The sequence below is a fragment of the Arthrobacter sp. MYb224 genome, from assembly GCF_002975455.1.
In the GTDB taxonomy this organism is placed as follows: Bacteria; Actinomycetota; Actinomycetes; order Actinomycetales; family Micrococcaceae; genus Glutamicibacter.
Genome location: NZ_PCPU01000004.1, coordinates 181728 through 193700, shown reverse-complemented (window position 1 = coordinate 193700; position 11973 = coordinate 181728). Strand labels below are relative to the sequence as shown.

Sequence of the window (11973 nt, the reverse complement as noted above, 5' to 3'; positions counted from 1 at the left end):
TATGTCGATAGTTGACCATTATCAACCAATGTGGTTGAGTCCACAGACAAGAAGGCCCGGACCATCTGGTGATGGACCGGGCAGCATGAAATATGCTCGTGTGGCAGGGAACCTAGGCCCGTGAAGTGCTCGGTGCGATGGTGTTGCGTCGCCCTTCGAAGGCGCGGGCCAAGGTGACCTCGTCGGCGTACTCCAGGTCGCCACCCACGGGCAGGCCAGAAGCCAGACGGGTGATCTTGATGCCCAGCGGGCTGAGCTGACGCACCAGATAGATTGCGGTGGCCTCGCCCTCCAGGTTCGGGTCGGTGGCGAGGATCAGCTCGGTGATCGAGCTGTCACCCAGGCGGGTGACCAGCTCACGAATGTGCAGCTGTTCCGGGCCGATCCCGGCGATCGGATTAATCGAGCCACCCAGCACGTGGTATTTGCCATTGAAGGCGCGGGTGCGCTCGATGGCGAGCACGTCCTTGGACTCCTCGACGATGCAGATCTGGCTGGTATCGCGGCGCTCGTCGCGGCAGATCCCGCAGGTGTTCTGCTCGGAAATGTTGAAGCAGATCTCACAGAAGCGGACCTTCTCCTTGGCCTGCTGGATGGACGCGGCAAGGCGCGTCATATCCTCGGCGTCGGCATCGAGAATGTGAAAAGCGATGCGCTGCGCCGATTTAGGACCGATGCCGGGTAGCCGACCGAGCTCGTCGATCAGTTCCTGAACAGCACCTTCGTACACCTAATGCCCACTTTCCTGACAGCTCAAACGTCCATTGATCTTGCGGTGCCATAATTGGCCTGCGGTGGTATCCCACCGTCCTATACCCTAGTGTCTCACCTAGACAGTTTGGCGGTTAGAGCCCGCGCTTAATTTCCACGACATTTCCGTTAACGTCACGCTGCTCGATGACCATGCCGCCGAGCAGCCGCTCTACCGCGGGGACGCCGATGAGTGCCGAATCCTCGACCTCGATGTCGTCTTCGCTGGGCGTGAACTCCTCCGGCTCTGGGGCCGGGGACGGAGGCTGGGCGCGATCCGGCGTGCCCCAGTTGCTGGCGGAACTTTCCACCGGCACTGCCGGAGCGCTGTCCTTGGCCTGGCTCATCAGCTGCTGGTAGCGGCTGAGCCGCTGTCCGGCGGTCGGCGCCGGGGCCTCGGCAATTGGCTGCTCGGCCGGTTCGCCGGGTGCGCCCCATGCGGGAGCGGACTCGGTGGCAGGCTGCACGGAAGGCTTCGGCGGTGCCACCCGAACAGGCTCGGGGGCAACCGGCGCCGGCGTTGGTGCCTCCGGCTCCGGCTCGCGGATCGCCTTGGACTCGAAGGTATCGGTGGTGCTGCCCGGATGCAACGGTGTGGAAGAAACCGGACGCGAGATTACCGGGGCTCCCACCTCTGCCTGGCGTGCGCTGAGCCCGGCGGTCAGCCGGGGACGCGGGGCCACCGGGGGGCCGTCAAAGGAGCGCGGAGCGGTACCTCGCGGCGCTGGAGCCACGGGTTCCAGCACGGCCGCAGCGAGTTCGGATGATGCGCTAGCTTCCTGCGGCTTTGCTGGTTGCGGGCTTGCCGCTGAGCCCGTCGCCGGAACGGTGGGAGCCTGCGGCGCTGGGCTGCCAGACGTGCCGTACCCGTCGTCGGGGTACGGGGGCTCGTCCATATACGGCTCGTCCAGCGGAGGCGGCACATCGTCGTAACTGCTGACGTACCCCGAATCACCTGATGGCGATGGCTTGCTGGCCGGAGCCGGAGCCGGAGCCGGAGCGCCGGCTGGTTGCGGGCGCGACGGAGCGTTGGGCGCTACCCCAGCGATCGGAGCCTGTACGTTGGTGGCTGCTGCTGGGGAGGACGCCGGTGTTGGCCGGCGTTCACCTTTTGGGGAACCACCACCGGCGGGTGCCGATCCGCCCTCGGCAAGTACGACTTCGATCTGTTGGCCTGCCACCTGGCACAGGATGCCTACCAATATCTGCATCATGTCCGGACGATTGCGCAGATTAACAATCGGACCGGTATTGCTGAACGCGATCGTCAGCGTGCGGCCATCGAAACCGGCGACCGAACCATAGTTGGCGACCATGGAATGGAGCACCCTGGAGCTTGACTGCAGCTGCTCCAAGACCGCCGGCCAGGCCTGCTGGAACTGCTGAACCGATGCCCCGGCAGCATTCGACTGCTGTGCTGGCGGCGTGGATTGCTGGACCGGTTGCTGTGGCGCCTGCTGCTGGGCAGTTCGAGCGGCTTGTGCGCGTTGCTGCGCTTCGGCTTGCTCGCGTGCCGCCTTCTCCTGGGCAGCACGCTGTGCTGCAGCTTCCCGTTCTGCAGCGGCGCGTTGCTCGGCCTGCTCGCGTGCGAGCTTTTCTTGCTCGGCCCGTTCCGCTGCGGCACGTTGTTCGGCCTGCTCGCGAGCTGCCTGTTCCTCGGCGCGGCGGCGTGCCTCGTGGGCTGCCTGTTCCTGTGCCTGGTTCTGCGCCTGCTGCTGAGGCTGCGCTTGGCCTTGAGCTTGTTGATCTTGCTGCGGCTGTTGCTGCTGCATCTGGCGAGGGTCAACCTGCTGCGGGGCTTGCTGAGGACGATTTTCAGCCGCACGGCGAGTGAACTCGGCCATCGCCGCATTTTGCTTCACGTCATCGATGGAAACACCAGTACCGAAGGACAAGTCTTCCCCTGCGGCCGGATCTGGAACCAGGCTGAACGGCGCGACGCCTTCCGGACGAGCTTCGGGAACGCTCGGACCCGGCTGCACCGGAGTGGTGACCGGATTCAAGTCTTCCTTCGGGCCCCAGGTGGCTCCCCAATCGGCCGCTTCGCCGGTGTTGAGTGAACGGGCGGCGTCCGGATCCAGCGGAGCGTTAATATCTGGCTCTTCTTGCGTCACCGGCGGCTGCTGTTCGCGAGGCTGACCTGGCTGTTGCTGCGCCTGCGAAGGCTGTTGAGCTCGTGCTTCCTGGTGCTGCTGTTCGCGTGGCGCGGGTTCTTGCTCCCGCGGCTGGACGTTCTGTTGCTCGCTAGGGGCAACTTTCTGTTCCTGCTGCGCCTGAGCTGGCGCGGTCGGCTGCGTCTGGGGCTGGGAGGCGCTGGGCTGCTGCGCCGGCGTTACGGGAGTGCCGGCGGAGGACTGTTCCTGGGCTGCCGGCTCGACGCCGCCATTGCGCAACTTCGCGGCGGCAAGGGCCTCGCGTACCGCGGCCGCTCCTTGGCGGGCCGCCGCGGGGGAGGGGGCAACGCCCGATGACTGCGTTGGCATTTCGCCTTCCGGGAGCTCTGGAAGCGCGCCGCCGGTCATCGCATGACGTTCCAAGCGATCGAGGCGTGCGGCGAAAGAGCTCGCCGAGTTTTCCGCTCCAGGCAGCATCAAACGCGCCGCCAACAGTTCCAAGTGCAATCGCGGAGAGGTCGCGCCGGTCATCTCGGTCAGCGCCTGGTTGGTCACATCGGCCCAACGGCTCAGTTCACCGGCGCCGACCAGCGAGGCCTGCATGTGCAGCGACTCCAGTTGATCGGCTGGGGTGCCTCGCAGAATTTTCTCCAGGCCTTCAGGCATCGCCTTGGCGATGATCAGATCGCGCATGCGTTCCAACAGATCTTCAACGAAACGTCGCGGATCCAAGCCGGTTTGAATGATGCGGTCGATGGCGCCAAAGAGCGAAGCGCCGTTGGCCTCGTGCAGGGAGAGGATGACCTCATCGAGCAGCGTGGAATGGGTATAGCCGAGCAAGGCAATGGCGGTCTCATAGTCCACGCCTCCTTCACGGGCACCAGCCATCAACTGGTCTAGCACCGAGAGGGTGTCGCGCACCGAACCGCCGCCGGCGCGAATCACCAGCGGAAGCACGCTGTCGGCGACCACTACGTTTTCGCGTTCGCAGAGCGTCTTGAGGTATGCCAGCAGTGCCTCGGGCGGCACCAAGCGGAACGGATAGTGGTGGGTGCGCGAACGGATGGTGCCGATGACCTTGTCCGGTTCGGTCGTCGCAAAAATGAACTTGATATGTGGTGGTGGCTCTTCGACGATCTTCAACAGGGCGTTGAAGCCCGCCGAGGTGACCATGTGGGCCTCGTCGATGATGAAAATCTTGTAGCGGTCGCGGGTAGGCGCGAAGGTCGCACGTTCACGCAGATCACGGGCGTCTTCGACACCACCGTGGCTGGCGGCGTCGATCTCGATGACATCCAAGGAACCGGGGCCGCCGTTTGCCAGCTCGACACAACTGGGGCAGGTGCCGCACGGGGTAGGAGTCGGCCCCTGCGCGCAGTTCAGGCAACGCGCCAGAATGCGTGCGCTGGTCGTTTTGCCGCAACCGCGCGGACCGGAAAACAGGTACGCGTGATTGACCCGGTTCTTTTCCAACGCAGTCATCAACGGGGTCGTGACATGTTCCTGCCCGATGACCTCGGCGAAAGTGTCTGGACGGTATCTGCGATAAAGCGCTGTACTCACACCGGTACCCTATCGGTTGTGCGATGCCGGAGGCATCAACTGGTCAACAATAAATTCTGGTTCTACGACCCAAGGCTCGCGAGGCAAAGCTGAAGGGTTGAAGGAGTCCAAAGCTGCCTGCAAAGACGTGCCGGGCAAGCCCAATGACTCTAACAAGTAGGCGCGGATCTGTGCGCCATTTAGTCCTTTTTCGGAAAGGTCTTCGAGCGTAACCGCACCATCGCGTTTAGCCAGACGTTGGCCTTGAACGTTTAATGCCAACGGGACGTGGGCGTACGTAGGAATAGGCAATCCGAGCAGCTGCGCTAGGTATGCCTGGCGTGGGGCGGAGGACAGCAAATCGTCACCGCGAACAACCTGGTCAATGCCGGAGGCGCCATCATCAACGACCACTGCAAGGTTATAAGCGGGGGAGCCGTCATTGCGCAGCAACACAAAATCATCCACCACGCCGGTGTAAGGCCCGAAAAGCTCATCGTGAATGGTGAACTGGTCAACCGTGGAACGAAGGCGCAGAGCAGCCGGCCGTTGTCGGGCTCTTTCGGCACGTTCTTCGGCAGTGAGATTTCGGCACGTGCCGGGGTATGCGCCGGGTGCCGCGTGCGGCGCGCTGGCAGCCTCTGAAATGTCTTTGCGCGTGCAAAAACACTCGAAGACCAAGCCGTTTTCGCGAAGAGCTTGGATTGCTTCGAGATAAATGGGGAGGCGATCGCTTTGGCGGACCACGGGAGCATCGAACTCCAAGCCGATGGAAGCCAACTCCGAAAGCTGTTGCTCCTCGGCGCCGGAGCGCACTCGGTCAAGGTCTTCGATGCGCAGAAGGCATTGCCGATCGGTGGACCGGGCAAAAAGCCAAGCAAGAATTGCGGTGCGCAGATTGCCCAGGTGGAGTTGCCCGGTCGGGCTTGGGGCGAAACGACCAACGCCCACGCGAACTCCATTCGGCTTGCTAGAAAAATCAAAGACCCCTCATGCACCTGCCAGAGCCCATCTACCCTTGCTACCTTCCGGTCCTGGGGGAGTTCAACAGGATGACACCACACGAGGGGTCACAGAAGATACTACCCGAAAGTTGGGGGTGGATGAAAATCGGTAGCCGTGCGCTTGCTCTCAATCCAACCCCTGAAAGGAAGGAGGCTATGTCACCCGGCTTTCGAATCCGGCGGGTCAAACCAACCTAGAATCCGGCGAACTCGAGCAGGCAATTCCGAGGCGGGGAGCATCGGGGTTTGGCTCCGTTCAAAGTCGAAGTTCTGCACGCTGGTGACGCTACCCGGTAGCTCAACCTGCAAGATTCCGTTCGGCGAACGCCAATTGACCGAACCGTCGGCCATGTATGTGGCCTGCCAACCTAAGGCGTGCTTATACATTTGGTGCCGCTTGCACAGTAGCTGCGAGTTGTCGCGGTTCGTATGCCCGCCTTTGGCCCAGTCATCGACATGGTCGATTTCACTGGAATCCGGAAGTCTGTTGCAACCAGGGAACCTGCAGTGGTTATCCCGTAATCGCAGGAGGTCCTTGAGGGCTTTCGTTGGGCGGTACTTCTTTCGCCCGACGTCGATGACGGCACCGGACCAAGGGTCGGTGAGCACCGTCATCAGCGAAGGAGCATCCTTTGCCAGTCGCAAGGCTGCACCTAGGGCGATTGGCCCGTAGCCTTCCAGATCGGCCAACGTTCGAGTCGGATCTGCGAGCATTTGCAAGGCGGGGATGGTCAAGGCCACCCGCGCTTTGAGCGGAGTGCCGTTTCCGGCCGGCCAGCCATCGAGCAAAGCGTCCCGGAAAATATCGGCGCGGCGTTGTTGCTCGTTGCGCAGATCATCAGGGTCATCATGTTTCGTGGCGTGCCAGTTGATGGTGTTGATGATTGCCAAGGCATCCTCGGCTGGAAGTCGAATTTGAAGCACGGCCATGCCGTCGGCCTCCGGCCACCAGATCACCGAACGAGATTCACGCCCTTTTTCATGTCTCGTCTCCGCAGGTTCTGGCAAGAAACGTTCACGCATTTTGCGAGCACGATCCTTCACCGTGCGATCCGAGCCGGTGCGAGCGATCGGCAAGAGTACTTCTTGCATCTGTTGCACGTTCTCGGGCTCAAGGTCCTGCGCCTGGTGAACGATCTCCGTGGCGCTCTTGGTGGTGATGGCGCCCTTTCCTAGCTCGTTCAAGGTATCGGGGCAGAGGTGACGAAGCCCCTCGGCGTTGAATAATTTGCCTTGGACTATGCGTTCGCTTTGCCGCAGTGCACCAGATGCCTCGGAAATGAATGACGAACGAACCAAAGGTTCCGCTTCGGGATCAATTCCGAAATGCACTGCAGACTGCGTTTGCAAAGTGTCTTCGACTAAAGGGTCCTGAGTGCCGGACAAGGCGGCTTGTTTGCTAGTCAGCTCGTAGGTATCGGCCAGCAAAGCAGCTTCTGCCGCATCCAACATACTGCGTATCCGACCAAGGGTTTCCAGTTGTTTGAGCCCGGTGGCTGGTTCGATTGCCCTGCCCTGCTCATGAAGGCTCTTGATAGTTGCTGCTAGCTTCGCGAAGATCGTTTCTTGCTCAACGTGGGCAGCCCACACGCCGTCGGTACCTGGATCGGTTCTGGTGCCCGGCGGACTTATATGCAGCCGATGAGGATCATCGCCGCTATGAAATACCTCTCGTTTGTTCATGTTTTAAGTATCCAGCGCCGCGGAAAGGGGCTTTGGTGGACGCGTGCCAGATGTGGATAAACTAGATAATCCCCGAAATTTCGCCAATTTTTTGCTGAAAATACGCGTAGTTGAACCCACAACGCCCTCGATTCGTGATTGTGGAGATATTTAGATATGCTGGTACCTGCTCCACGGAGCAAACTGAGGAGGATTCGCCTAGCGGCCTATGGCGCACGCCTGGAACGCGTGTTGGGTTAACGCCCTCAGGGGTTCAAATCCCCTATCCTCCGCCAAAGAAAACCCCCGAGAAATCGGGGGTTTTCGCATTTAAGCCCGGGCTTGGGAGTAGTATCCCGACGCATAAGGTAATCGAGGGGACAGCAAATCGCTTTTCCTCCGTCATGTGGGAGATTGAAAATGGGTTGCAGGTTCGCAGAACTGGCCATTGACTGCAAGAATCCGGTACTGATCGCCCGTTTTTGGGGCGAGGTCTTCGATTATTCGGTGCTCAGCGAAGAAGCTGGCCTGGTGACGATAGGTCCTGCCGAGGCAACTAAAGATTCGCATGCTCCGGTCTTGGCCTTCGCTCAGGTGCCGGAGGAGAAAACCATCAAGAACCGCGTACATCTTGATGTGCGCCCGGTCGACTGCACGCAAGACGAAGAGGTTGAGCGGCTCTTGGGGCTCGGAGCGAAATATGCGGAAGTCGAATCCAGCGATTTCCCATGGATCGTCTTGCTTGATCCGGAAGGCAATGAATTCTGCGTTTTGTCGGAGCAGGAGGCCTAGGCAGACGCGAAGAACGCCTCCATCCGGTAGCATGGATCTTCACGCAATGCGTGATCCGTGTCACCAAATGGGGGTTGTGGCTAGCTTGGCAGGGGACGTCCGTAAAGCCGTAGTTATCGAGCACGAGTTTGAGGTTCGCGCGGTGTTGTCGCGCCTGCTAAAACAAGTTGGATTTGTCGTGCACGAGACGTCCTCTGGAGAAATTGGAGTAGAGCTAGCCGAACGAATCAACCCTCAGGTGATTGTGGTTGGCTCCGGACTTCGGGACATCGACGGCCATGAGACCCTGCGCCGACTCTCGAATCGCGTTAGTGCCCATTTGCTTGCGGTGCTTGATTCCGATGAAGAATTCGACGTAGTGCACTCCTTTGACGCGGGGGCCGACGGCGTGATGGCCAAGCCGTTGCGTGAGCGGGAATTCAGGGCGCGACTCGATTCCTTTGTGCGCCGCCAGGCCACCACCAGTAGGTTGCTGGCCTTAGGCGAGAGCCAGGCGGGTCGGATACTTAGCCATCGGAATCTCACGTTGAACGTCGTGACGTGGCAGGTAATGATCGATGCAGAGCCGGTGGAGCTGACCGCTACCGAATTTTCCTTGCTGCGCGCGTTGCTGCTGCACCCAGGGCATGTGCGGAGCAAGAAGGAACTGGCCCGAATGCTGAATGACGAGGATGGGGCAGGTGCGGTGGATCTATACGTGTCACCCGCCGCCGTGCGAAGCATTGAAGTGCATATCGCAAATCTGCGACGAAAACTGGGCGATTCGGCGCGAACGGAACTGTGGATCGAGACGGTGCGCGGGGTTGGATACCGGATGGTCGGCGAGCAGAACTCGCGTTCCTAGCCGCAGCGAAACATTGAGCTGATCTTGAGCATTCGATAATCAACCCTTGAGGATTATCGAGCAGAATAATCACCATGGCCTTGTGCCATAGGGGTGCTGTGCCGAATGAGGTTGGATCTTGGGGGATTAACTGGCTGCCGCGCAAGGCGGCAATCATTACTGGTACCCATTTAAGTGCGTGAAGGCTTCGAAATGGTAGCGCAATACCAAGTCGAAGCCTTCACGCATGGTGGGGCCGCCTGCGGCTAAGCGCTGGTTTTTTTGCTGCTCAGTTCCGGGTAGTGAATGGCAGCGGTTTGCGGGTGGGCGCGTAGCCAGCCCTTGAGAACGTTCGCACCGTAAGAGGCGAGCATTGCATTATGCGGATCATCCGATACGCCGCGGGCTACGGCCGCAAGCTCCGCCGGAAGCTGCACCTTGTCGACCACCGCGTCGAGGCGCGGGGAGTAGAAAAACGGCACAGAGTAGCGGTCGACGCCAGCTGGCGGGGCGACCACTCGGTGGATGGTGGCCATCAGATAGCCGTCGGTGGCCACTTCGAGCATCTCGCCGAGATTTACCACCAGCGCGCCCGGGGTCGGAGGCACCGAAATCCATTCCTCCTGGCCGTAGGGCTGCACCTGCAGTCCGCCAACCTGGTCCTGAAGCAGCAGGGTCACGAAGCCGTAGTCCGCATGCAGGCCCACGCCTTGGTTGCCGGCGTCGGGTACGACGTCGCCGGAAACATAGTGCACCAGCTTGCCCATCCATGACGGGGTGTCAGCGAATGGCTCGTCGAAGTGCTCTTCGGGCAGGCCCAGGCCCACTGCGATGGCCGAGAGCAGCTCGTGGCCGGTCTGGTTCATCAGCTCGGCCCACGCCAGGGCACGTTCCTCAAGCTGCGGGAAATCTGCCGGGAACTGGTTGGGGCCCTGCAGGTTCAAATAAGGCTTGTCGGCAGGGACCTCGGACAGGGTCTCGCGCTCCGGTCCGTAATCAATCTGCTCGCGGGCATCGGCTCGGCCACGGGTGATTTCGGTGCCCATGCGGGTGTAGCCGCGGAACTGGGCGCTGTTGCGGTTATCGAGCTTGATCTTCTCAGCGACGGGCTTCTTGAAGAACTCGGCAATCGTATCCAGCAGTTCCTGGTCTTGGTTCGCATGTGAGGCGTAGCCAACGATCTGGAAGAACCCTACGCGGTGCGCGGCATCGCGCAGTGCTGCGACGAAGGCTTCGTTGAAGCTTCCGTCGGCGTTGCGTGAGGTTGAGATGTCGAGGACTGGGATCTCGGTGACTACGTTGTTCATATCCCTAGACTGCACCCAAAAACTCAATTGTTACTAGCGTCCGTTACGCCGGGTTCCTCCAAGTTTCTCCCGTCGTAACAATCCTTGCTTTTTGCTTCATAGAGGCGCAAGCTACGCGCTGGCGAATCTTCCAAGGGGTTTTCGCCGGGTGTTCTCGGCACTGCCCGTCACCTGTTCACGCGCTAGGCGTCCGCGATGAATAATGCGCCCCAACGCCTGGGAATGTGTTTTTGCCGGTGGGGTTCCATATGCTTGGAAGGTGATCTTCCGAGCCGTTGGCGCTTCGCGCCCTTACCCAGAGCATCAATTAACTACCTCTCGGCAGTGGAGCGAAATTCCGCCGCAGCAGGTGAAGCTCGACGAACTGGTGACCACGAAAACTGTGCTCGATTTGGAGGCGCTGCTCTCGGAGGACTCGACCTTCTACGGAGATCTTTTCCCCCACGTGGTGCTCTGGCAGGGAACGCTGTATCTGGAGGATGGGCTGCATCGGGCGCTGCGCTCGGCCTTGCACCATCGATCGGTGCTGCACGCAAGGGTGTTGGATTTGGACGCCTAACGGGTAGGCTCGGATCAAGATAGCCTCAGGGCGCAGGCCGAAAGGTGCGCAGGGAAGGTAGGCCAATGACCGAGCCGAAGGATCGTCGTGATCCAAGCAGTTGGCATGGGCAGCATATCGTCAGCGAATCCGAGCTAGCCTTCCAATCGGATCTGCAGGCCAAGAAACGCCGCCGCACCCGGCAGAACGTGGTGTTCTCCGTGATGGCATCGCTCGTTGTGCTCGGCTTTGTGGCCGCGGTGCTGATTTTTACCGGGAACTGGCCGCTGGCCCAGGAGCCGGTGGAGGACGCGGTGGCCGATGCGCCGGTCGACATCGAAAATCCGGTATGCCCCGACGTTGAGTTCAAGGTGCAGGATCCGGCCTCGGTGCAGGTCAGGGTGCTGAATACCACCGGAAAACCGGGGCTGGCCGGGGCGACCGCCGAAACGCTCGAGGAGCGCGGCTTCACCATCACCTCGATCACCGAATCCGCGAGCGACTACGCCGACGAGGTGGGTGCGGTGATCGCCGGCCCCAAGGGGTATGCCCAGGCGCTGAGCGTTCAGCGCCAGTTGCCCGGGGCGGTGTTCGTCTTCGACAAGGAACGCCGTGACGCGCGCATCGACCTGGAGGTCGGGGCGAAGTTCGAGGGGCTGGAGAAGGAACGAAAGCTCAATGACGCCCCCGGAAAGCTGCACTGCGCCGAGTCGGAATAGCGGCGGCGAAGATCCCCGGGGGCTGTCAGTGCGCTCAGCCGGTGCGCGAAGCTAGTTCACCGCTCCGGCATGCGCCTGGGTCAGCGCATTGGTGAAGGCCTCGGCCGGTTGCGCCCCGGAGATCCCGTATTTGCCGTCGATCACGAAGAACGGCACTCCGCTGATGCCCAACTGGCGTGCCTGGGCGATGTCCGCGTTCACTTCCTCGGTGTAGGCCGTCGATCCGAGGGTCTCCCGCACCGCCGCCGCGTTGAGCCCCACCTCGGCCGCGAGCGCCGACAGAACCTGGCGGTCCCCGGTGTCCAGGCCGCGTTCGAAGTGCGCCGAAAGCAGCGTCTCCTTCAGCTCGCTGCCCTTGCCCTCGGTCTTTGCGTGTTCCAGCAGGCGCAGCGCGGTGAAGGAGTTCGCCGGGCGCAGCGCGTCGAAGTTGTAGTCCAGCCCTTCGCCGGCCGCCTGTTCGGTGACATGCGCCAGCATCCCCTTGACCTGCTCGGGATCCATGCCCTTGACCTCGGAGAGGTACTGCACCTCGTCGCCGTCATAGCGCTCCGGAAGGGTGGGGTCCAGCTGGTAGGCGTGCCAGAAGACGTCGACGTTCTCGGAGAATTCGAACTGTTCAACGCCCTTTTCGAAGCGGCGCTTGCCAATGAAGCACCAGGGGCAGGCGATATCGGACCAGATGTCCACACGGACTCGTTTTTCACTCATGAAAGCTTCAACAA

General features: G+C 61.2%; 10 protein-coding genes, 1 tRNA gene and 1 other RNA gene. 5 read left to right on the top strand and 7 right to left on the bottom strand.

Features of this window, described 5'->3' with window-relative positions; genetic code table 11:
- Positions 1-112: 112 nt before the first annotated feature.
- From recR to CQ017_RS09405, 5 genes are all read right to left on the bottom strand, one after another.
- Entirely contained in the window at positions 113-730 is a 618-nt protein-coding gene (gene recR / locus CQ017_RS09425) for a recombination mediator RecR (protein WP_105553499.1), read from the bottom strand.
- 115 nt (positions 731-845) lie between these two features.
- Positions 846-4427 (bottom strand): DNA polymerase III subunit gamma and tau, encoded by a 3582-nt coding sequence (locus CQ017_RS09420; protein ID WP_105553498.1) that lies wholly within the window; start codon positions 4425-4427, stop codon positions 846-848.
- 9 nt (positions 4428-4436) lie between these two features.
- Complete coding sequence (gene gluQRS / locus CQ017_RS09415) at positions 4437-5357, bottom strand: tRNA glutamyl-Q(34) synthetase GluQRS (RefSeq protein WP_105553497.1); 921 nt, start codon at positions 5355-5357, stop codon at positions 4437-4439.
- A gap of 27 nt (positions 5358-5384) precedes the next feature.
- Positions 5385-5481, bottom strand: an RNA gene (ffs, locus tag CQ017_RS09410) — signal recognition particle sRNA small type.
- 88 nt (positions 5482-5569) lie between these two features.
- The gene (locus CQ017_RS09405; protein ID WP_105553496.1) at positions 5570-7093 is read right to left on the bottom strand and encodes an HNH endonuclease signature motif containing protein; all 1524 of its coding nucleotides are present in this window, start codon (positions 7091-7093) and stop codon (positions 5570-5572) included.
- 187 nt (positions 7094-7280) lie between these two features.
- Here CQ017_RS09405 and CQ017_RS09400 point away from each other — a divergent pair.
- The 3 genes from CQ017_RS09400 to CQ017_RS09390 all read left to right on the top strand — a co-directional run bounded on the left by CQ017_RS09400 (position 7281) and on the right by CQ017_RS09390 (position 8708).
- Positions 7281-7368: transfer RNA gene (locus CQ017_RS09400), tRNA-Ser, on the top strand.
- Positions 7369-7492: 124 nt separating this feature from the next.
- Positions 7493-7864 carry a VOC family protein gene (locus CQ017_RS09395; RefSeq protein ID WP_096285585.1) on the top strand — a complete coding sequence of 124 codons (372 nt, stop codon included), beginning with the start codon at positions 7493-7495 and terminating at the stop codon, positions 7862-7864.
- Positions 7865-7940: 76 nt separating this feature from the next.
- Entirely contained in the window at positions 7941-8708 is a 768-nt protein-coding gene (locus CQ017_RS09390) for a response regulator transcription factor (protein WP_176484148.1), read from the top strand.
- Between the two features lie 245 nt (positions 8709-8953).
- Here CQ017_RS09390 and CQ017_RS09385 read toward each other — a convergent pair whose 3' ends face one another.
- Positions 8954-9994 carry an isopenicillin N synthase family oxygenase gene (locus CQ017_RS09385; protein WP_096285581.1) on the bottom strand — a complete coding sequence of 347 codons (1041 nt, stop codon included), beginning with the start codon at positions 9992-9994 and terminating at the stop codon, positions 8954-8956.
- 259 nt (positions 9995-10253) lie between these two features.
- On the opposite strand from CQ017_RS09385, the gene CQ017_RS09380 reads away from it, so the two are divergent.
- Both CQ017_RS09380 and CQ017_RS09375 read left to right on the top strand, forming a co-directional pair.
- Positions 10254-10553 (top strand): type II toxin-antitoxin system VapB family antitoxin, encoded by a 300-nt coding sequence (locus tag CQ017_RS09380; protein WP_176484147.1) that lies wholly within the window; start codon positions 10254-10256, stop codon positions 10551-10553.
- A gap of 65 nt (positions 10554-10618) precedes the next feature.
- Positions 10619-11251: a LytR C-terminal domain-containing protein gene (locus CQ017_RS09375; protein ID WP_096285577.1), complete on the top strand. Its 633-nt coding sequence runs from the start codon at positions 10619-10621 to the stop codon at positions 11249-11251.
- A 51-nt stretch (positions 11252-11302) separates the two neighbouring features.
- Here CQ017_RS09375 and CQ017_RS09370 read toward each other — a convergent pair whose 3' ends face one another.
- Entirely contained in the window at positions 11303-11959 is a 657-nt protein-coding gene (locus CQ017_RS09370; protein WP_096285575.1) for a DsbA family protein, read from the bottom strand.
- Positions 11960-11973 lie beyond the last annotated feature (14 nt).

Bases quoted from the DNA above. Each gene is read 5' to 3' on its own strand.
- CQ017_RS09405 (WP_105553496.1), bottom strand. From the start codon at position 7,093: ATGAACAAACGAGAGGTATTTCATAGCGGCGATGATCCTCATCGGCTG.
- CQ017_RS09395 (WP_096285585.1), top strand. From the start codon at position 7,493: ATGGGTTGCAGGTTCGCAGAACTGGCCATTGACTGCAAGAATCCGGTA.
- CQ017_RS09385 (WP_096285581.1), bottom strand. From the start codon at position 9,994: ATGAACAACGTAGTCACCGAGATCCCAGTCCTCGACATCTCAACCTCA.
- CQ017_RS09375 (WP_096285577.1), top strand. From the start codon at position 10,619: ATGACCGAGCCGAAGGATCGTCGTGATCCAAGCAGTTGGCATGGGCAG.
- CQ017_RS09370 (WP_096285575.1), bottom strand. From the start codon at position 11,959: ATGAGTGAAAAACGAGTCCGTGTGGACATCTGGTCCGATATCGCCTGC.